This is a genomic window from Halorussus lipolyticus, assembly GCF_029338375.1.
GTDB lineage: Archaea > Halobacteriota > Halobacteria > Halobacteriales > Haladaptataceae > Halorussus > Halorussus lipolyticus.
The window spans coordinates 100949-119642 of the sequence record NZ_CP119805.1 but is presented as its reverse complement, the minus strand read 5'-3'; the positions used below and the strand labels follow the sequence as shown (position 1 = coordinate 119642).

General features: G+C 64.2%; 21 protein-coding genes. 9 read left to right on the top strand and 12 right to left on the bottom strand.

The window, feature by feature from the left end:
* Position 1 precedes the first annotated feature (1 nt).
* From P2T57_RS17625 to P2T57_RS17610, 4 genes are all read left to right on the top strand, one after another.
* Positions 2 to 232 carry a hypothetical protein gene (locus tag P2T57_RS17625; protein ID WP_276302441.1) on the top strand — a complete coding sequence of 77 codons (231 nt, stop codon included), beginning with the start codon at positions 2 to 4 and terminating at the stop codon, positions 230 to 232.
* Between the two features lie 720 nt (positions 233 to 952).
* On the top strand, positions 953 to 1612 hold the full coding sequence (locus P2T57_RS17620; protein WP_276302440.1) for an RNA ligase partner protein: 660 nt from the start codon (positions 953 to 955) through the stop codon (positions 1610 to 1612).
* A 60-nt stretch (positions 1613 to 1672) separates the two neighbouring features.
* On the top strand, positions 1673 to 2704 hold the full coding sequence (locus tag P2T57_RS17615; RefSeq protein WP_276302439.1) for a Gfo/Idh/MocA family protein: 1032 nt from the start codon (positions 1673 to 1675) through the stop codon (positions 2702 to 2704).
* 38 nt (positions 2705 to 2742) lie between these two features.
* Positions 2743 to 3015: a hypothetical protein gene (locus P2T57_RS17610; RefSeq protein ID WP_276302438.1), complete on the top strand. Its 273-nt coding sequence runs from the start codon at positions 2743 to 2745 to the stop codon at positions 3013 to 3015.
* Between the two features lie 2 nt (positions 3016 to 3017).
* Here the strand turns inward: P2T57_RS17610 and P2T57_RS17605 are convergent, their stop codons facing one another.
* The 5 genes from P2T57_RS17605 to P2T57_RS17585 all read right to left on the bottom strand — a co-directional run bounded on the left by P2T57_RS17605 (position 3018) and on the right by P2T57_RS17585 (position 8114).
* Positions 3018 to 4658, bottom strand: coding sequence for an alkaline phosphatase family protein (locus P2T57_RS17605; protein ID WP_276302437.1), 1641 nt, complete (start codon positions 4656 to 4658; stop codon positions 3018 to 3020).
* A gap of 2 nt (positions 4659 to 4660) precedes the next feature.
* Positions 4661 to 4876: a hypothetical protein gene (locus P2T57_RS17600; protein WP_276302436.1), complete on the bottom strand. Its 216-nt coding sequence runs from the start codon at positions 4874 to 4876 to the stop codon at positions 4661 to 4663.
* A 6-nt stretch (positions 4877 to 4882) separates the two neighbouring features.
* Positions 4883 to 5644, bottom strand: coding sequence for a glycosyltransferase family 2 protein (locus tag P2T57_RS17595; RefSeq protein ID WP_276302435.1), 762 nt, complete (start codon positions 5642 to 5644; stop codon positions 4883 to 4885).
* A 416-nt stretch (positions 5645 to 6060) separates the two neighbouring features.
* Positions 6061 to 6987 (bottom strand): glycosyltransferase family 4 protein, encoded by a 927-nt coding sequence (locus P2T57_RS17590; RefSeq protein WP_276302434.1) that lies wholly within the window; start codon positions 6985 to 6987, stop codon positions 6061 to 6063.
* Positions 6984 to 8114 (bottom strand): DUF354 domain-containing protein, encoded by a 1131-nt coding sequence (locus tag P2T57_RS17585; RefSeq protein WP_276302433.1) that lies wholly within the window; start codon positions 8112 to 8114, stop codon positions 6984 to 6986. Before P2T57_RS17585 ends, P2T57_RS17590 begins: the two co-directional genes overlap by 4 nt.
* A 257-nt stretch (positions 8115 to 8371) precedes the next feature.
* Between P2T57_RS17585 and P2T57_RS17580 the strand changes: the two genes are divergently transcribed.
* Positions 8372 to 8665, top strand: coding sequence for a PadR family transcriptional regulator (locus tag P2T57_RS17580; RefSeq protein WP_276302432.1), 294 nt, complete (start codon positions 8372 to 8374; stop codon positions 8663 to 8665).
* 96 nt (positions 8666 to 8761) lie between these two features.
* Here P2T57_RS17580 and P2T57_RS17575 read toward each other — a convergent pair whose 3' ends face one another.
* Both P2T57_RS17575 and P2T57_RS17570 read right to left on the bottom strand, forming a co-directional pair.
* Positions 8762 to 10060 carry an RDD family protein gene (locus P2T57_RS17575; RefSeq protein ID WP_276302431.1) on the bottom strand — a complete coding sequence of 433 codons (1299 nt, stop codon included), beginning with the start codon at positions 10058 to 10060 and terminating at the stop codon, positions 8762 to 8764.
* Between the two features lie 74 nt (positions 10061 to 10134).
* Positions 10135 to 10953: an aldo/keto reductase gene (locus P2T57_RS17570; RefSeq protein WP_276302430.1), complete on the bottom strand. Its 819-nt coding sequence runs from the start codon at positions 10951 to 10953 to the stop codon at positions 10135 to 10137.
* Between the two features lie 105 nt (positions 10954 to 11058).
* Here P2T57_RS17570 and P2T57_RS17565 point away from each other — a divergent pair, with 105 nt between their 5' ends.
* The gene (locus tag P2T57_RS17565; RefSeq protein WP_276302429.1) at positions 11059 to 11229 is read left to right on the top strand and encodes a hypothetical protein; all 171 of its coding nucleotides are present in this window, start codon (positions 11059 to 11061) and stop codon (positions 11227 to 11229) included.
* 147 nt (positions 11230 to 11376) lie between these two features.
* On the opposite strand, the gene P2T57_RS17560 is transcribed toward P2T57_RS17565, so the two are convergent.
* A complete protein-coding gene (locus tag P2T57_RS17560; protein WP_276302428.1) occupies positions 11377 to 13092 on the bottom strand; it encodes an MBL fold metallo-hydrolase in 1716 nt (571 codons plus the stop codon).
* Between the two features lie 176 nt (positions 13093 to 13268).
* Positions 13269 to 14087 (bottom strand): phosphosulfolactate synthase, encoded by an 819-nt coding sequence (locus P2T57_RS17555; protein ID WP_276302427.1) that lies wholly within the window; start codon positions 14085 to 14087, stop codon positions 13269 to 13271.
* 99 nt (positions 14088 to 14186) lie between these two features.
* Here P2T57_RS17555 and P2T57_RS17550 point away from each other — a divergent pair, with 99 nt between their 5' ends.
* On the top strand, positions 14187 to 14330 hold the full coding sequence (locus P2T57_RS17550; protein WP_276302426.1) for a hypothetical protein: 144 nt from the start codon (positions 14187 to 14189) through the stop codon (positions 14328 to 14330).
* A gap of 12 nt (positions 14331 to 14342) precedes the next feature.
* Here the strand turns inward: P2T57_RS17550 and P2T57_RS17545 are convergent, their stop codons facing one another.
* Positions 14343 to 14723 (bottom strand): CGCGG family putative rSAM-modified RiPP protein, encoded by a 381-nt coding sequence (locus P2T57_RS17545; RefSeq protein ID WP_276302425.1) that lies wholly within the window; start codon positions 14721 to 14723, stop codon positions 14343 to 14345.
* Between the two features lie 142 nt (positions 14724 to 14865).
* Between P2T57_RS17545 and P2T57_RS17540 the strand changes: the two genes are divergently transcribed.
* Together P2T57_RS17540 and P2T57_RS17535 are read left to right on the top strand one after the other, a co-directional pair.
* The gene (locus P2T57_RS17540) at positions 14866 to 15903 is read left to right on the top strand and encodes a hypothetical protein (RefSeq protein ID WP_276302424.1); all 1038 of its coding nucleotides are present in this window, start codon (positions 14866 to 14868) and stop codon (positions 15901 to 15903) included.
* Between the two features lies 1 nt (position 15904).
* Positions 15905 to 16546 (top strand): PH domain-containing protein, encoded by a 642-nt coding sequence (locus P2T57_RS17535; protein ID WP_276302423.1) that lies wholly within the window; start codon positions 15905 to 15907, stop codon positions 16544 to 16546.
* Here P2T57_RS17535 and P2T57_RS17530 read toward each other — a convergent pair.
* Complete coding sequence (locus tag P2T57_RS17530) at positions 16543 to 17898, bottom strand: MmgE/PrpD family protein (RefSeq protein ID WP_276302422.1); 1356 nt, start codon at positions 17896 to 17898, stop codon at positions 16543 to 16545. The genes P2T57_RS17535 and P2T57_RS17530 overlap by 4 nt on opposite strands.
* 251 nt (positions 17899 to 18149) lie before the next feature.
* Entirely contained in the window at positions 18150 to 18683 is a 534-nt protein-coding gene (locus P2T57_RS17525) for a helix-turn-helix domain-containing protein (RefSeq protein ID WP_276302421.1), read from the bottom strand.
* Positions 18684 to 18694 lie beyond the last annotated feature (11 nt).

The following is an 18694-nucleotide window of genomic DNA, read 5'->3' as shown; positions in this document are numbered from 1 at the left end:
TGTGGGTGACCGTGGTGTTCAGGCCATGCTCCTCGCCAGCGCGCTCGAAACCGTCGTCGCAGACCGAGCAGAGCGGTTGGGGCGGCGAACTCGCCGGAACGACAGCGGGCGTGACTGCCGCCAGCACGAGAAGGACGACCGAAAATTGCACGACGGACCGGCGGGCCGGGAGGGAGCGCCAGACGACCGAGACGGGGCGTCTCATGCCGAGGTCTGCTCGCGGCGGTGGTAAGTGCTTTCCGTCGGCGCGCGCTGTCGAGAAATGTAATCATTGCTTTAAGAAATGTAATTGTTTCTTCCGGCGAGTCGATACCGGTCGCTCGCCGGTCGGGAACGTGAGAAAGCGAGGCCGAGAATTGGACTCGGACGGGAGACGTTTTCCACGACCGTTACGACCCTTCTGACTTCTGCCAGTTTCACGAACGCCGCTTACACGACATCCGTTACTTGGCCTTTTTGCCGCTCCTCCATGGAGGAGCGAGTTCCGGTCGCTGTGGTTCTCCTTCGGGGCTTTGACCTCGTGACCGTTTTACCGGCCATTTAGTGTTCACCCTTAAACGGCCCCTAATCGCCCAACGGACGGTTCGAGACCGTTCGTCCGATGTGTCCTCTCGACCCCGCTGTAACTCTACGTAGGAGGGAGGCGATATTAAGCGTTTTTCGGGGTTTCATGATATGTGTTACCACATGGAAATCGAGGTGACAGTTCGAAGCGACGAGTCCGGGAAGAAATGGACGGGTCCAACGGAGATGTTCAGATACGTGTAATTCTCTCCCCGCTTCGCTCGCGGTTCCACCGCTCGCCAGTCACAGCGCAGAGCGCCGCGCACCCTCACGTGACCGCGAACCGCGAGAGGGCTTTCGAGACTGCAATCTCAGTTTCATCTGCTAATCTGCACACTACTTCCAGCGGGCGATGCGTACTTGACCGTGGCGACGAAACTGACGACCAATGGCCGAGCATCCGCTCAAACAGCGGTTCGTCCTCGATACCTCGGTGTTCTTCACCGACGAGATTCGCCGCGACGACGAGGACCTACAGGAGACGGTTCTCCGACTGCTGGACCTCATCGCCGAGGCCAAACTCGAACTCGGCATCTCGTGTTACGTCCCGCCTTCGATTTACGACGAGTTGTCCTCGATGCTCGAAGACCGGGGCGTCTCCGACGAGGTGTTCTCGAAACTCAACACGTGGGTCATCAAGAAACACCCCTCGCGCTTCGAGGTGTCCATCCCGGCCGAAATCGTCTTCGAGTTCATCGACGAGATGAGCGACCGAGTGGACCGCGGCCTGCGGGTCTCCGAGGAGGCCGTCCGCGAGGCCCAAGCACTCGACGGCGACCCGCTGGAGGGCCAAGAGTACATGACCGACGTGGACCAACTCGTCTCCGACCTCCGGGGCAAGTACCGGTCGGCGCTCCGACAGGGCGTGCTTGACTCCCACGAGGACTTCGACCTCCTCATCCTCGCGCGCGAACTCGACGCCGGGGTCGTGACCGAGGACATGGGCATCATCAACTGGTCGGAGGACTTCGGCCTGCGCTACCTCCGGGGCCGAGACTTCCCCTCGCTGTTGGAGGAGTACCTGAACGCCGGCGAGCAGTTCGAGTAGACCTGCGCTCCTCGGCGGCCAGACGAATCAAGACGCGGGTCGTGGTGCTACCGAACACGCATGTCTCAGGTCGAAAAACTCAGAGTCGGCGTCATCGGTGGCGGCTACATCGGCACCACGGTCGGACGACTGTTCAACCAAGACCCGCGCTCGACGGTCACGGCGCTCGCGGACCTCGACGCCGAGACCCGACAGACCGGCGGCGAAACGCTCTACGTCGGCGACGGCTCTCAGTACGAGGACTATCTGGAGATGCTGGACGCCGAAGCCCTCGACGCGGTTCTCGTCGGGACTCCGCATACCCTCCACTACGAGATGGTGACGGCGGCCCTCGACCGAAATCTCCACGTCTTCTGCGACAAACCGCTGACGACCGACTTGGACCACGCCCGCGAACTCGCCGACCGCGCCGAATCGAGCGAGCAGGTCCTGATGGTGGGCTACCAGCGCCACCTGAACCCGGCGTTCGAGACCGCCAGAGAGCGGTGGCAAGGCGATACTGAATCAGCAGGGGACCTCTCGCCGGACTACCTCAGCGCCGAAATCACGCAGGACTGGATAGACCGCTTCGAGGGCAAGTGGCGGACCGACCCGGACCTCTCGGGCGGCGGGAACCTCTACGACACCGGGAGCCACCTCATCGACGCGGTGCTGTGGACCACCGGTCTAACCCCCTCGGCGGTCAGCGCCGAGATGGTCTTCGCCGACGACGAAAATCGGGTTGACGAGCGCGCGGTCCTCACCGTCGAGTTCGAGAACGGTGCCCACGGAACCATCTCGGTCCACAGCGACGCGCCCTGCGTCCGGGAACACATCCACGTCTGGGACGACGAGGGCGCGGTCTACCTCGAAGGCAGGCAGTGGGAGGAGCGCGAACTCGAAACAATCGAGGCCGACAGCACGACGGTCCTCCCCTACATCGACCGGAGCAAGCAGAAGAACAAGGCCGAGGCGTTCATCGACTGCATCGAGACCGGCGAGGAACCGCCCGCGACTGCTCGGGACGCTCTCGGAGTGACTGCACTGACGGAGGCGGCTTACGAGGCGGCGAGGAGTGGGGAGAAGGTTGAGGTGAATATAGAGGCATCTTAGCGATAAAATTTTATCGATAGGATTTGGAGCAAATTGATGTGTACAAATTCGTCATTGATTCAGGTAAGTCAATTCTCGGAGGGGCAGCAGCAGGATTAGTCGCTACAGCAATTACTCAAGATAGAGGAATTTTGGCGGTTTCGGCCTTAGCTATTACTTGTCTTGTTCTTCTCACTATCTCCTTTGCAGTTTTAGAGATGCTTAGGGAACAACATTATGAAAAGAAATCAAATGAGAGTAAACCTCAAGAAGAGAAGAAATACACGCAGTTACGCCTAACAGAAATAAGCAAAGCAAACGAACAACGGTAACTTCACTCCTCGCCTAACTCTCCAACAACCTCCCGGACCGCCCGCTTCGTCTCGACCTTCCCGTCGTATCGCGCTCGCTCCGCTCCGACATCCACCACGTCATCCCGAATTTCGCCGTCCATCTCCTCGGGAACGGGCACGTCCAGCAGGGAGCAGGCGGTCGGCGCGAAGTCGGTCAGGTCCACCGTCACGCCAGTCTCGCTCTCGACCGGACCGCCCCACGCGTAGAAGATGCCGTGCATCTCGTTCATCGAGGTGTGCGACCCGGTTTTCGGCGGGTCGGCGAACACGCGCTTGGTCTTCATCGTCTGGGGGTACTGAATCTGGTAGCCCGGCGCGGGCATGCAGACGAGGTCCGGGCGAGTACCCTCGTACTCGTCGCCGTACACGTCCTCGCCGTAGAGAACCGAGTCGATAACCCGGTCTCCTCGGTCGGGGTGTTCGATGGCCAGCAGTTTCTCGCGGAGGCGCTCGCGGACCTCGTCGTACTTGTGGTCGGGCACCGCGCCCTCGTCGTGGTCGTCGGTGTTGATGTAGATTTGGCCGCCGCTGGCGACGGTGAACGCCGCGGTCTTCGACCAGTCGATGTCCTTCCGGGAGATGGTCAGCAGTTCCGCGAGGTCCGGCCCCGAACCCCCGCCGCTGGTCCGGGCCACGCCCATCTTGAGCTTCGAGAACAGGTTGAGTTCGCTCATCACCGTCTCCACGGCGTCGTAGACGTGATTGTAGCCGAACTGCTTGAGGCGGGTCCACGGCCGCGACTGGAGTTCGAGGTAGCCCGCGTTGTAGAGCCACGAGTTGAGGTTGATGGTCTGGTAGACCGGGCCGTGGCCGTGGTCCGAGAGGACCATCATCGTATCGTCGTCGTCCATTCGCTCCATCACCCACCCCAAGAAGTCGTCGTAGCGTTCGAGCAGTTCGAGGGGCTTGTCGTCGAATCTGGCGGCGACCTCGGGGTCGTGCTTGGGGTGGGTCTCGTCCAGTACGTGCCCGAGGACGTGAAGCACGTTGTCCGGACCCGAGAAGACCAGCGAGTAAAAGTCGCAAGGGTACTCCTTCACGAGGAGCTTCGCCACCTCGATGCGGTTCTCCTCGATTTCGAAGAAGTTGTCGAGGAGACCCTGCAAGTTCTGTTCGTCGGTCCCGTCGTCGTAGCCCTCGTAGGGGTCCACGTCGTACTCGCCGACGCGCTGTTCGATGTCCTGCTGGAGTTCGTCGGGGAAGGCGTAGGACCCAGACGAGGGCGTCGTGATGTTGTCCGAGATGTGGAACCCCGAGGTCCGGGAGGGCGGATAGCCCGGCATGACGTTCATCACGCCAGACCGGTGGCCCTCGGCGTCCAAGTACTCCCAGACCGGCACCGACTGCTCGCGGAGGGTGTCGGCGTTCACGAAGTCGGTGCCGTACTCGCCCTCGGATTTGAGCATGAAGTTGTAGACGCCGTGGTTGCCGGGGTTGCGCCCGGTGGCGAACGAACTCCACGCAATCATCGAGAGGGGCGGCACCGTCGAGCGCGTCGTGCCGTCGGTGCCCTCGGCGCGCATTCGCTCGAAGTTGGGGAGTCGCCCGGCGTCGATGCCCCTATCGACCAGTTCGGGCGGAACGCCGTCCAGCCCGAAGACGTAGACGGAGCCGTCGCTCATCGTCACTTTTCGAGGTACCCCAGTTGTTCGAGGCGGTCCTCGACCACTTCGTCGTCGGCGCTGTCGGTGGCCGAATCGGTGTCGCCGCGCTCGATTTCCTCGGCGGTGGCTTCGAGGACGTACTCTGCGAGTTCGTCGGGCGAATCGAAGCCGTCGAGTCGGTCGGCGAGCGGTTCGTAGCGGTTCCGGAGGTCCGCGGGTAGTTGGATGGTAGGCATGATTTGTCAGTTTTCGTTGGAGGGAATCGGTCGTCGCTTGGCGAGTCGCACGAGAAACAGCATGACCGTCAGGCCGTGCTTGATAGGGTTGTACGTCTGGCCTTCCAAGTCGTCGTACCGGGCGTCGATGGCTCGCTCGGTGATTTCGAGGCCTTGGCTAGTGGCCGAGTCTATCATCTCGCTCTCGACGCCCATCCCGTCGGTGGTCAGCGAGAGCGCGTCGAGCGCCTCGGGGGAGAACGCTCGGAACCCGCTCTGGGTGTCGGTCAGGTCCGACCCCGTGACCCGAGAGGTGCAGTAGTCGAGGACCACCTGCCCGACTCTGCGGTAGATGGGCGTCTCGTCGCCGGGATTCTGGTCGAGGTATCGGCTTCCGATAACCATGTCGGCGTCGTCCTCGACCACCGGTTCGGCCAGCGACGGGATGTCGGCGGGGTCGTGCTGGCCGTCGGCGTCGAGCATCACCAGCGCGTCACAGTCGATGCGCTTCGCGTGGGCGAACAAGGTGCGAACCGCCGCCCCTTTGCCCCGGTTGCGCTCGTGTCGCAAGACCGTCACGTCGGCCTGCTCGACGATGGCAGGCGTCCGGTCGGTGCTTCCGTCGTCTACGACCACCACGTCGTCGGCCCACCGCTTGACGGCGAGGACCGTACTGCCGACGGCGTTCTCCTCGTTGTACGCGGGGATGCCGACGACGACGTGGGCGTTGCCGAGTGACTCCTCGGCGGACTGGGCGGTTTGCCCGCCCTCCGCAACCTGTAAACTCATGGTTCCTTCGGGCTATTCATCCGCTTGTGCGCACTTTGTTCTCCAGCACCTATACGGGGATAGCGCGAGTTTGGGCCGGTATAGGACCGCCGTACAGCCCTGAGTGTGATTACGAAACGGTACAGGCTTCCTACAACTACGGAACGAAATGATTTCTACATAGCACGTTGGAGTTGCTTAGGACGCCGCAGGCCGGGATTAGCCCGCAAGCGAGGAGAAACGAAGTGAAACCACCGGCAGAACGAACGGTAAGCACGACCAGAAGCAACCGAAAGAGCGCCCGGAAAGAACGGCGATTGGCTCCGAAACGAATAGCCGGAGATAGACCGCTATACGATTCGTAAAGACAATAGAAGAATTCGAAAACAATTAGAAACTAATCCGTAACAACGATAAATGCGTCTTTCCGGCGGCGGTCACAGCACCGTCTCGTAGACGCCTTCGATGCGCTCGCCCATCCGCTGGAGGCTGATGTCCCGGACCGCCTCGCGGCCGTCCGAGCGCCGGGGGTCGGCCAACACGTCGGCCAGCGCCTCAGCGAGTTCGTCGTCGTCGTCCGAGGCCACCGACGCCGACACCCCGTCGAGTCTGCTGGCCACGTCGCCCACGTCGGTCGAGATGACTGGGAGATTGCAACTCAGGGCTTCCTTGACCGTGTTCGGCGACCCCTCGCGCTCGGAGGTCAACAGGAGGACATCGCTGGCGTTCATGTACCTCGGGACCTCGGCGTGGGCAACGTCGTAGACCACCTGCAAGTTCACGTCGTCGTCCACCCGTTCGCGGGCCAGTTCGACCACGCGCTCGGCGCGGGGGTGGTTCTTGACCTCCTGATTCGGCGGGTACGGGAACAGCACGTGGCGGGCGTCGGGGTCCCACCCGAGTTCGGCGCGGGCCTCGGCCTTGGGTCGCGGCGCGAACCGGTCCATGTCGATGCCGTGGGGGATGACGTAGCACGACCCGCCCAACTCGCGTGCCATCTCGTCGGACATCACGATGACCGCATCGCAGTAGCGGGCGCACTGCTTTGCCAGCCATCCGTACTCGCCCATCAGGTCGGTGCCCCACAGCGAGAGGACCACCGGAAGTCGGACCTGCGCGAGCGCCGCCGGGGCGGTCAACCCGTAGTTGGCGTGAACGAGGTCGTACCCCTCCAGCGACTCCGAAATCACCTCGGGAACGAACCGGAGGTAGTCGCCGGCCGACCGCTCGGTGACCTCCTCGTCGGTGAGGTGGTCGCCCGGCGGGGTCGCCGTCGTGCAGTCGATGCCGCGCTCCGCCAGCGTCTCGACCTGCTGTTTGTAGAATCTGGCGTCGGCGTTCGAGACGAGGTTGAGGACGTTCATCGAGAGCGGCCCCCGTCGCTCCGGACCGATTCGAGGCCGAACCTTCTGCCCTCCCGGTGGGTGACCCCGCCGATGCGGTCGATGCGGTCGGTGGCGTGAATCGCCTCGGCTACGTCGAGCAGGACCTCGGTCAGGTTCACCTTGTCGTCCAGATAGTCGTCCCGGAGGTTGCGCCACCGCTGGCCCGCGCTCTCGTCGGCCAGAATGTCGGTCGCGGCGTCGAGAACCGCGTCGAACTCCCGGAGGTTGTAGACGAGTCCGTGGCGTTCGAGGTCCACGAAGTTGCCCATGTCGTCCTCGCCCACGAAGGAGTTCGACCGAATCGCGGGCGTCCCGAGGAGCGCGGCCTCGGTCACCATCGTCTGAGTGTCGGCGACCAGCAGGGACGCTTCCGCGAGGGCGTCGTGAAGCAGGGCGGGATGCAGGTCGAACGCCTGCGCGGGGGCCTCGTTCAGGTCCATGTCGCCGCCCTCGTCCGAGACGAAGACGGTGGCCTCCTCGGCCAGCGCCTCCACGAGTTCCCGGCGCTTCGCCGGCGTGAATCCGGCCTCGCCCACGTCGTGATGGGACCCGAAGGCGTTGAGGCGAACGATGGCGTACTCCTCGTCGTCGGCGACCCCCAGTTTCTCTCGGATGTCGGCCTGCGGTTCGTACTCGTCGGGGTGGAGGTAGGCGAGTTCCTTGAATCCGCGGAACTCGTAGTGCTTCTCGCCGAGGTCCTTGTCGAAGGTGTGGGGCGTCAGCACCGCGTCGGCCAGCGGGACCGAAATCGCGTGGTCCAAGTCGGTGTTGCCAGAGTCGTCCACGAGGACCACCGGCGCACCGCCGACGGTTCCGGCCAGCGCGGCGTAGGCCCCGCGCCCGAAGACGCAATCCGGGTCGTACTGGCGGGCCTTCAGCGCGACTCTGGCGAGGTGTTTGGGCAGTTCGCGGGCCAGCGAGAACTTCTGGGTCTCGCACCGACCGAAGATTTCGTAGGGGAGGTCGTAGTGGTCGAGCAGGGCCTCGGTGCAACCGTAGTCCCGCGCGAGGACCAGCACCTCGTGTCCTCGGTCTTCGAGTCCCGCGACTGCCTGCCTGTACTGGTGGGCCTGCGCCGGCGTGTTCGTGAAGAACAGATACTTCATGGTAATCTCTCGGTTGGGCCGGCGTCTCGGCGAGACCCCGGCGTTCGCTGGGCGAACGTTTCGCCGGAACGACCATTGTTATGCACTGCCTGAAACCGTAGTCGGGTGGCGAGCGCCCGCGATTCGCGTGGGAGCTATTCTCACTCAGCCTGACACCTCTGTAAGATAGAACGTGTATCTGGGTGTTTTTGGTGAGAAATTGAATTTACCGGCCACCAAGCTTATAATTACAGGGGAACTATCGTCTTTCGTAACTCATGCACGACCTGACTGGTTTCCAACGGGACCTGCTGTACGTCATCGCGGGCAAGGACGAACCCCACGGCCTCGCCATCAAGGAAGAACTCGAATCGTACTACGAGAAGGAGATTCACCACGGTCGCCTCTACCCCAACCTCGACACCCTCGTGGACAAGGGCCTCGTGGACAAGGGCCAGCGCGACCGGCGAACCAACTACTACGCCCTCACCGACCGCGGAAGCCGCGAAATCGACGCCCGCCACGAGTGGGAGTCCAAGCACGTCGGCGAGCAGGCATCCGTCACGGCGTAATCCCGTCGCCCTCCTTTTACCGCCCTTCACGCAGGTCGTCGAACTTCTCGCCCACACGAGACTGCGCCGAATAGCTCCGCGAAAAGGTGGTCGGCATCACTCGGTCCGGACGACCACGGTGTCGGCCAACAGGTCGCCGACGCGCTGGGCGCGGTCGGTCGCCAGCACCGAGACGAGACCGAGCGCGTAGAAGGGGACGAAATCGAGCGGCCGGAGGAGATTCCGGACGAGGAGGGCGCGTCGAGACGGGACGGACCCGTCCTCGGCGACGACGACCAGTCCGAGGAGCCACTTGCCGGGCGTGCGACCCAACAGCGTCTCCCAGACGACGAAGTAGAGGACCGGGGAAACGGCGAATCCGACGAGGAGGCCGGAACTGAGCGCGGACTCGCCGAGCGCGAGGGCGGCGACAGCACCGAGGACGACGCCCCCAACGAACGTGGCGACGACGACGCCCGCGAGGTCTAAGACCGCGGCGAGCGTCCGCCTGCCGAGGACCTCGGTCTCAGTGCTGGGTCGGGCGTCGGGCCGGGTGAGGCCGAACGCGGTCCGGAACCACCCCAGACCGGAGTTCTCGCCGACTCGCTCGGGGTCGGGGTCGTCGGTCACGTCGTCGGAGCGTCTGAGCCACCGGGAGACGTGCATCCGGGAGACGGCGAGGTCCCGGTCGCCAGCGAGACTGACGAGGCCGGCGAGGTGGCCCTTTCCGGTGACGAGGCAGGCGTGGTCGTACTCCTCGCGGTCGGCGATGTCGGCGATGTTCCGGAGCATGTGGCGGTTGCGATGCTCGTTGAGACTTCCCGCGGTGGCGAGGTAAAACAGGAGGACGACGGCGAGGACGCCGGTCGGGAGCAGGCCGATGGTTCCAGCGAGCAGGAGACCGCCCCACGTCGCGGGGATGGAGACGACCAGCCAGAGTCGTCTGTCGAGTCGCGCCGTCCCGATTGTGATTGCGCCCGCCAGAAGCAGGACGCCGGCGATTGCGAGAAACGAGACGCCGAAGGCCCACGCCAGACCGGCGAGCGCGAGCCAGTTAGCGACTATCCAGCGCGGTCCCGCCCTGCTCATGTAGAGGACGGGGTGGTCGTCGACCTCGTGGACCGGGAGGCCGCGCTCGTCGGCGATTCGCCGGACGGCGATGGCCTCGGCCTCGTCGTACTCCCGATTCAGCACGGCGTAGAAGGGCGTGAACAGCGCGAGGTGGAGGAGCGCCCCGAGGAGGAACACCGGCGCGCGGAGGCCGGTCCTACCGAAAGTCCCGAGCGTGACCTCGGTTTCGGGTTGTTCGATAAACAGGGCATCGGCGTCGTCCGCGAAGTCGTCTAACTCCGCTCGGACTTTCCCCGGTCGGTCCACGTGGAGAACGCCGAACAGGTCGAGCGTCGGAGAGGGCACGGGCCGATACTGGTCAGGGGCGGTGCATAACTTTGTTGTCTCGGCACTCACCCGGTCGCTCGCGTGCCACCGCGTCACACCCCGAGGCGACTCCGGAGAAAGGAGGCCCCGGTCTTGAGCATCGAGGGGCGCTCGACGCGGACCATCTCGGTCGCGGTGAGTCGGAAGTCGAACACGTCCAGATTCTCCCGGAGGTGGGCCTCGCTGGCTGATTTGGGGATGGCGACCACGCCGTCCTGCTGGACGACCCACCGGAGCGCCACCTGCGCGGGGGACTTGTCGTACTTGACGGCGAGTTCCCCAAGCACGTCGTCGCGCAGGATGCCGCCGTGGGCCAGCGGACTGTAGGCCGTCAGGAGAATATCGTGGGCCTGACAGTACGCCCGGAGGTCGCGCTGTGGCTGGTAGGGGTGAAACTGGACCTGATCGGTGAAAATCGGCGCGTCGGACACAGCGCGCGCGGTTTTGAGTTGATCCGCACCGAAATTGCTGACGCCGACGTGGCGGGTGAAGCCCTCGTCGCGGCAGTCGTTCAGTCCGGCCATCACCTCCGCGGTGGAAGCGATGGGGTTGGGCCAGTGGATGAGGAGTAAATCGACGTACTCAACGCCGAGTTGGGCCAGACTCGACGCGACCGAACTCCGGATGGACGCCCTATCGACGTGGCCGGGCCAGACCTTCGTGGTCAGAAACACGTCCTCGCGGGCCACCGGCGACTCGGCGATGGCGCGGCCGACCTGTCGCTCGTTGTCGTAGGCTTGGGCGGTGTCGACGTGGCGATACCCCGCTTCGAGGGCGGTGGCGACTGCCTGCCGGCAGATTTCGCCGTGCATTCGCCACGTGCCGAGGCCGATTTTCGGGACCTCCTCGCCCTGCACCGTCTCGTATTCCATGCACGCCAGTTCGGCGCGAGCGGGCAAAGGGGTGTGGGCGGGCGTCGTTTCATCCTGCGAGTCGTGACACTTTTGCCCGTTCGCGTCGTGGTCACGACGATTCGCGTGGCTCCGTTTGAGTGGCTGACCCCCGACCGAACCATGAAATCGCTGAGTCTCTTCGCTGGTCTCAACTTCCTCGGAATGGGAGTAGTCAACGTCTATCTCGGACTGGCCAGTCCCGCCGAATTCGACCTGTTCGGAACGGACGTGTTGCTGGTGATCGGCGGTTTCTAGATAGCGTCCGGCATCTGGTTCCTCGTCTACGAGTACGCCTTCCGGCCGCCGATACCGCCGAGACAGTCGGGGTGAAGGCCTCGCCAGTAGCAATATCTCTAATCGTTAAAGAACGAATTACGATTCTTTGAGGACTTCAGAGTTAGTTCAGTCGTCGTCGCCGTCGGGCACGACGACCGCTATCTCCTCGCCGTGTTCGAGGTCCGCGTCGTCCAGCAGACGGAGCATCGTCACGTCCTCGCCGCCGTCCACGACGCGAGCGCGGAGCCGGGTACCCGCCATCGCCGACTCCAGCGATTCGAGTTTGTCGAGGACTTCGTGGCGGAAGTTTTCGGCCTCCTCGACGGCCGGGAACTCGTCGGCGGTCGGCGAGGCCGAATCGGCCGCCGCCGCCGCGTCTGGCGAACTCTCCTCCGGCGAACTCGTCGCCGCCGCCGAATCGTCGCCCGGTTCCGCCGGCGAGGCTGGCGTCTCGGCCGACTGGTCGGTCTCCTCGCCGTTCTCGCGGTTGAATCGGTTGTCGAATCGGGCCACGTCGAGGCCCTCGGCTTCAAGGTCCACGGATTCGACGCGCTCGACGCGGGGCAGACCCTCCTCGCCGTCCACGATGTCGCCGAAGCGAGCGCCGTTCGAGCGCCAGTCTTGGGCGCGGATGGACTGGACCGCGGTTTCGCTCAACCACGGCGGGGGCGACCACCGGCCGTCCTCGTAGAGAGTCTGCTGTCGGTCGTCGTCGCTGGCCCAGACGAATCGCTCGTCGTACCGACCCCGGAAGTTCCGGAGCGCACGCCGGGGTCCGTGACCCGCGACGACGTGGATGGGGTCGAACTCCTCGACCAGTTCGTCGATGACGCCCATCGAAGGGTGGTTGACGACCTCGTAGTCGTAGATAGTACACCCGGCGGTCTTGACGGGGTTCGTCGCGCCGCCGGTCAACTGGACGAGGGTGGCCGTCGAGTCGTCCTCGATGGCTGTGAACAGTCTGTGGGCGCTCCCCTCGGTGGGGACCTCCGGCCCGGCGAAGGTGACGGTCCCGCGTTCGAGGAGTTCGTCGCACGAGTCGAACACGGGCGTCGTCTCGACGTTGGGCACGTCGTAGCCGAAGTCGGCGTAGAGTTTGGCGGCCTGCCCGGCCAGCGTGACCGGGATGGACCCGCCCAGACGCTCGCCGAGGTGGCCCAGCAGGTAGGCGTAGTGAACCGCGGTCAGCGCGCTCGCCGTCGCCAGCACCGACGACCCGGCTTGCACGCGCTCAACGAGCGTGAACAGCGAGTCCGAGAGGGTCTCCTCGAACTCGTCGGTGGTCGAGACGTTGACGAACAGCGCGTCGATGTCCACCGGCAGGTCCGACGAGAGGCCCGGATAGCCCGCCACGGGTCGGTCGGTGAAGTCGCCGGTGAACAGCAGGTGGTTGGCCCGCGACCCGTCCTCGAACCGGACGACGAACCCGGCCGCGCCGGGCGCGTGGCCCGCCGGAACGGGTGCGACATCGACCTCGGGCACGATGGTCTGCCACCCGTCGATGGGTTTGAGCGCGTCCACCGCCGACTCGGCCGCGCCGATTTCGTAGTTCTTCTCGCCCTCGACCAGCACGTTTTCGAGGACGTTCGCGGTGGGTTCGGAGGCGTAGACGGGCGCACCGTCCCGGAGCGAGTCGGCCAGCGAGGCGTAGTGGTCGAGGTGGGCGTGGGTCAGCAGGACCGCCGCGAGATACTCGTCGTCGGCCAGAAGCGAATCGAGGTCGACGCCGACGCCCGAGTCCACGAGGAGGCAGGGCGTGCGTTCGAGAGATGCGTCTCGGAAGCGAAGGAGGTACGAGCCACCGCCCGTAGAGGGGTTTGCATGTTGATAGCTCAAGTTCATCGGTAGCGGACTCGGCCCTCACCTCTCTCTGTTCCGACACACGTCATATTGTGGCCAAAGAACCGAGGTAAGTAAAGCTTTACTTAAAGACCTTGAAGTGCAAGGCTTCCTTATATTACTGTCCCGAGAATCGCGGGAGGGCGTCGGAATCGCTGTCCCGGCGTGTCAAAAACGGGTTACGAATCGTAGGACGTGACACGCCCCCAAGAACTCTTTTTGCCCCACAGGCCCGAGCGCATGCACTCCAGTTCCACGATTTGGGAGTTGTCCACGAACAGGTTGACCTCCGGCCCGAAGTTCTTGATGTACCACTCGAAGACCTGCGGGTCGGCGGCCTCGAACACGCAGTTCTCGACCCCGACCTCGTTGGCGATTTCGAAGGCCACGTCGGTCCGCCACTCCCGAACTCGCTCGGTGATGCCCTCGGACTCGACCATGATTTTGTACGCCCCCGCGTCGAGGTGGCGCTCGGCCTCCCGAATCGCGCTCGCCGGGTCGATTGCGGATTCGCTCTCTAGTTCCTCCACGCTCGACGCCCCGCCCGCGCCGAACTGGACGTTGATTTCGGGCTTGGCCTTCAGGCCCTTCTGTTGGACCAGTTCGGTCAGCGCCACCAAGTCGTCGGCGTCGATGGCGATGAACCCCGAGGAAATTTCCACGATGTCGAATCCCAACTCGGCGGCCTCCTCGACGTACTCCTCGACGTGGCCGTGGTCCCTGACGAGGACGCTCTCGACGAACCCGCCGGTCGAGACCTGTACGTCGTACTCGTGGCAGGTCTCGATGAGTTCGGTCACGGCCTCCTCGGGCATCAGCGCGAACGACCCGCCAGAGAATTTGTAGATGTCCACGTACTCGCCCATCGTATCGAGGATGTCGCGCAACTCGCGCGGCCCCATCGGGTCGTAGTACGGCCCCCGAATCTCGGTGATGCCCTTCTCCCGCGGTTTCGATTCGCGCTCGTTGACGTGCAGAAAGTCGAATGCTCGGTCCATCGGAAACCCCGGCACGAGTACGACGAACCGACACTTTACTGTTGGCCACCGGCCACCGACTGCCCAAGGACCCAATTGCCTCGAACCCGTACCCAGTCTATGACCTACCAAACTACGGCCGGATGGTCGCTGGTCTCGTCGGGCGTCGTCACGCTTCTGTTAGCCTTCCTCCCCGGCGACTCGCTGTGGTGGGGCGTCCTGCTCCTCGCGGCGGGCATCGGGATGCTCTACGTCAGACAGTAGGGGACCGCGCGTTCACTCGACGTGGACGCGGGTGACGTGACCGCCACAACCACACTGCTCGACGTACTCCCACGAGCAGTCTTCGCCGAACGCTTCGGCGAGCGCGTCGTAGAGGTACTCGTCGGGATGGCCGTGGTCCCCGTGCGTCACGAGATTGACGTGGTGCCCGCTTGCAGTGTGTTCGACCGCGGATTTGGCTTGTTCGACCACGAGACTGCGGCGCTCGGCGTGCTGGGGCTTTTCGAGGTTGGCCGACCACGAGTTATCGTGAACGCGGTCGGTAATCGGTTCCACGTCGCTGTCGAGGTCGGCGTCGTGTTCCCGGCCCGTGTCGCGTTCCCGGTCCGCGTCCTGCTCTCGGTCGGTTTCGCTGTCGTGGCTACTGGTTTCCATATTCAAAACGATGGTGCGCTCGCGCGAAGCGATTGTCCCGAACGTGTTCGGTTCGGAATACGAGACCGAACGTTACCTTTCCCTAACAATTCCGGTGTCGGCGTGTGGCAAGGTTTATGAATTCCTTGTGTGAGAAATTGGTATGAAACGGTCAGCCACCCGCAGGACCTTCCTCCGAGCGGACGTCGGCGGCGTCCTCGGCGGGAGCGCGCTCGTCGGCGGTGCGAGTCGGGCCGTCGCGGCCGACACGGTGACGCTCTCGGGGACAGTCGTCGCCAAGAGCGGCGCGGCGGTGCAGAACGACGAAATCAACACCTACTGGGACGACGTGAACCGGAACGTCCGCACCGACGGCGAAGGCTACTTCGAGATGGAAGTGCCGAAAAACCGGAACTACACGCTCAGCTACTACAAGGCCGACTCGTGGAGCGACCTCGAAGCCACGAAGAACGGCGCTCCCCACATCTACGAGTTCGAGGGCACCTTCGTCGGCGAGGACGACACCCACATCGGCGAACTCGTCCTGCCGGAGGCCCACATCGTGGACCTCCGCGTCCTGAAACCCGACGGCGAACCCCTGATGGGAGCGAAACCGGACTACCGGTACAGCGGTTGGGGTGCCAATCCCGGCCGACTCTCGCTCAACACCGACGGGTACGCCGTCATCGACGACGCGTCGTTCACGGGCCTCGAACTCGCTCGGTTCGGGACTGTCGAGGTCGAACCCCCCGCGGGCGACGAGTACGAGGACCGAACCTACAAACACCAGTTCTCCATCGACGGACCGACCGAAGTGGTCGCCACGGTGGACCCAGAAGGCGTGGAGTGGTCGGTCGGCGAGGCCGGCGAGACGACGCCGAAGGGAACGACTGCCGGGACGACCGGCGAGCAGACGACCCGAGCGACGACGAGCGACCGGACGAGTCGCTCGACGGCGGGGAAATCCACGACCGAACCCCGGACGACGCGGGACGACCCCGCGACGACCGCAGGCCGACGCGGGACCCAGCGCGGGACCGGGCAGGCCAATCGGACGACGACCCAATCCCGGCGCGGGTTCTTCTCGAACGGTCCGGGCGAGAGCGACTTAGAGATGCTCAACGACCCGTTCATGCTGACGGTCGGCGGGTTCGTTCTCTCTGCTGTGGGCATCGTCCACCAACTCGTGAGGGGGTACTGAGATGGCGCGCGGCGCACCCGCACTCTGGAGTACCCTGCTCGGTCTCCCGTTCGTCGGCGTCGGCGGGTGGCTCTACGTCGGCCAGACGACCTACCCCGAGATTATCGGCCTGCCGTTCGCGTTCTTCGGCGCGTTCGTCGTCGCCGTCGGGGCCTACGTCCACGCGGTGTCGCCGACCGAACCGCGGTTGAGCGACGGCGAGGAGCTACTCGAAAAGCGTCACCCGACCCAGCGCGTGGCCCGAGTCAAGATTTTCGTCGGCCTGCCACTGCTGGTGGCGACCATCTACATGCTGTTTCTCACGATGGTGCCCTACGTCTATCCGACCGCGACGTTCGTGGTGGGTCTCTACGCCTTCTCGTCCGGGCTATACACCTACTGGACCAACTCGCTGACGACCTACTACGTGACGACCCGGCGAATCATCAAGGAATATCGGTTCCTCTCGCTGGTTCGGCGGGAGATTCCCCGCGAGAAGATTCGGGGCGTCCAAGAGCGCAAGTCGGCAATCGAGGCGCTGGTCGGTCTGGGCAACGTGTTGGTGGCCAGCGGCGGCGGGCGCTCGCTGGAGATTCGGATGCGAAACATGGAGCGTTCAGAATCGTTCGCCGACAGCATCCGGAATCTGGTGTCGGAATCCTAATCCAGCAGTTCCACCAAGTCCGCGACCTCTCGCTCCTCCAACTGAAGCACGGTGTCGATAATCTGGCCGCGTCGGGTCTCGTCGTATCGCTCTCCCGCGGTCTCGTGGAACTTGCGTTCGATTTCGTCCCACGACATCGAGCCGTTGGGGTGGCCCTCGAACTGGTTTTTCTCGATTCGGTGGACCGTCCCGTCGGCCATCTCGACCTCGATTTCGGCGGGCATCTCGCCGGCCTCGAATCGCTCGGTGAGGTCGGGATTTTCGGCGACCGCGACTTTTCTGAGGAGGCCCTGCACGTCGTCGCCTCGAATGCGCTCGGGGTCGTACTGGTCGTTGCCCATCTCGCGGTCGATGAGCGAGACGGCGAGCATGTAGGGCAGGGAGTGGTCGGCCTGCGCTTTGGTCTCGACCTCGTAGCGACTGCCCTCGCCGCCGCCGATGATGAGTTTCGCGCCGGCGAAGGTGTCGAGGCGGATTTCGGCGACGGCCTCCGGGTCGATGTCCTCGCGCTCGGCGAGTTCGATGATGCCCTCGACGGCCGACTGGGCGTAGGTCTCGGCGACGTACTTCTTGGTCATCACGTCGTGGACGCGCTCGGCGGGGGTGAATTCGGCCTCGAACTCGCCGGAGACAGTCTGTTTCCACCCCTTCTGGCCCTCGAATAGGTTCTTCGGGCCGTCCATCCCGTGCTTGGCGAGGAAGGCCGAGTAGACCGCGTTCCGGCCGGCGTTGGCCGACGCGATGCCCTTCCACTCCGAGATGGCCTCGGTTCGGGTCACGCGGAGCGCGTTGTGGGCGGTGCCGGCGATGCCGATTGCCGACCGCAACTGTTCGCGGTCGAGGCCCAGAATCGCCCCGGCCCCGGTAGCAGAGGAAATCACGGTGTGTGTCACGTGGTCCCATCCTCGCTCGCGGACCGGCGCGTTCCACGCCAGCGCGGCCTGCACTTCGTAGGCCACGCCGACCGCCGTGAGGAGGTCCTTCCCGGAGGCCTCGGCGTATTCCCCGCAGGCGACGATGCCGGCGATGTTGTCGCTCGGGTGGGGCGTCTCGCCGGGCGCGAGAAACGAGTCCATGTAGTCGAGGTACCGGACCAGCGCGGTGTTGTACATCGTCGCGTCGGGCGGCGAGGCGGTTTCGGCACCACCAGCGCCGCCCCAGAGCGTGCATCCCTCGCCGCCGAACTCGGCCACGGTGTCGCCGACCACGCCGACTGGCTCCTCGTCCATCGCGGAGACGGCGATGCCGATGGAGTCCAGAACCCGCTTTTTCAACTCGTCCACGGTGTCGTCGCTCAGGTCCGAAAAGTCGAGGCCGAGCGCGAAGTCGGCGATGTCGGCGGTCGTGGTCATGGTGGCTGTTCGACGTGTGTTAGCAAAAAACAAGTCGTGCGTTCAGTCCGAAACGGGGATTAGAGCGAGGTAAGGCGGGGTTACGCCGGGAGACGCCACGATTGGACACCGTACCAGAAACGTGTTTATCTATCTTTAAGCAACCTCTATATTTCTTTCACGATTGTATCTAAGCGTGCGTGCTCGGAACTGCCCTTCGAGACGACCGGTCCGCCGTTCACGGACGGGATTCGGAACCGGGGTCGAAACCGCTACTCGTCCCAGTAAATCGCGTCCGAGGCGTCGTCCTCGCCGCCCGGACCGTCGCCGTCGGCGCGGGCCAGCGCGTCGAGTTTCTCGCGGTTGACGTGTTCCACGATGTCGAGGGCCTCCGCCATCCACGCGTAGAGACCGACCGTGAGTCGCTTGCGGACCTCCTCGACCGGGACCGGCGAGTAGACGTTGACGTACCCGCCGTTTTTGAGGAGGCGCTGGCGCTTGTCCAGCACGCCGATGTCGGTCAGGTGGTTCAGTTGTCGGCCCACCGTACTCCGGTCGATGTCGAGTCGGTCGGCGATGTCCACAGCGGTTGATTCGCCGTCCTCCATCAGGCAGAGACAGACCCGCAGGCCCGTCTCGGAGATGCCGAAGACCTCCCGGAGGACCACCGCGAGGTCGGGGTGCCGGACGGGTGAGGCCTCGACGCGACTCATCTCGGCGTCGCAACACGCCGAGGAGCCTTCGAACGCGACCGAACCGCAGTCGTCGCACTCGTAAATCTGACCCTGCGTGGTACTCTCACTCATACGCGTCGGTT

What these genes read in the sequence shown, in the direction of transcription:
- P2T57_RS17620 (WP_276302440.1), top strand. Translation starts at nt 953, where the DNA reads ATGGCCGAGCATCCGCTCAAACAGCGGTTCGTCCTCGATACCTCGGTG.
- P2T57_RS17615 (WP_276302439.1), top strand. Translation starts at nt 1,673, where the DNA reads ATGTCTCAGGTCGAAAAACTCAGAGTCGGCGTCATCGGTGGCGGCTAC.
- P2T57_RS17605 (WP_276302437.1), bottom strand. Translation starts at nt 4,658, where the DNA reads ATGAGCGACGGCTCCGTCTACGTCTTCGGGCTGGACGGCGTTCCGCCC.
- P2T57_RS17600 (WP_276302436.1), bottom strand. Translation starts at nt 4,876, where the DNA reads ATGCCTACCATCCAACTACCCGCGGACCTCCGGAACCGCTACGAACCG.
- P2T57_RS17595 (WP_276302435.1), bottom strand. Translation starts at nt 5,644, where the DNA reads ATGAGTTTACAGGTTGCGGAGGGCGGGCAAACCGCCCAGTCCGCCGAG.
- P2T57_RS17590 (WP_276302434.1), bottom strand. Translation starts at nt 6,987, where the DNA reads ATGAACGTCCTCAACCTCGTCTCGAACGCCGACGCCAGATTCTACAAA.
- P2T57_RS17585 (WP_276302433.1), bottom strand. Translation starts at nt 8,114, where the DNA reads ATGAAGTATCTGTTCTTCACGAACACGCCGGCGCAGGCCCACCAGTAC.
- P2T57_RS17580 (WP_276302432.1), top strand. Translation starts at nt 8,372, where the DNA reads ATGCACGACCTGACTGGTTTCCAACGGGACCTGCTGTACGTCATCGCG.
- P2T57_RS17570 (WP_276302430.1), bottom strand. Translation starts at nt 10,953, where the DNA reads ATGGAATACGAGACGGTGCAGGGCGAGGAGGTCCCGAAAATCGGCCTC.
- P2T57_RS17560 (WP_276302428.1), bottom strand. Translation starts at nt 13,092, where the DNA reads ATGAACTTGAGCTATCAACATGCAAACCCCTCTACGGGCGGTGGCTCG.
- P2T57_RS17555 (WP_276302427.1), bottom strand. Translation starts at nt 14,087, where the DNA reads ATGGACCGAGCATTCGACTTTCTGCACGTCAACGAGCGCGAATCGAAA.
- P2T57_RS17550 (WP_276302426.1), top strand. Translation starts at nt 14,187, where the DNA reads ATGACCTACCAAACTACGGCCGGATGGTCGCTGGTCTCGTCGGGCGTC.
- P2T57_RS17545 (WP_276302425.1), bottom strand. Translation starts at nt 14,723, where the DNA reads ATGGAAACCAGTAGCCACGACAGCGAAACCGACCGAGAGCAGGACGCG.
- P2T57_RS17540 (WP_276302424.1), top strand. Translation starts at nt 14,866, where the DNA reads ATGAAACGGTCAGCCACCCGCAGGACCTTCCTCCGAGCGGACGTCGGC.
- P2T57_RS17535 (WP_276302423.1), top strand. Translation starts at nt 15,905, where the DNA reads ATGGCGCGCGGCGCACCCGCACTCTGGAGTACCCTGCTCGGTCTCCCG.
- P2T57_RS17530 (WP_276302422.1), bottom strand. Translation starts at nt 17,898, where the DNA reads ATGACCACGACCGCCGACATCGCCGACTTCGCGCTCGGCCTCGACTTT.
- P2T57_RS17525 (WP_276302421.1), bottom strand. Translation starts at nt 18,683, where the DNA reads ATGAGTGAGAGTACCACGCAGGGTCAGATTTACGAGTGCGACGACTGC.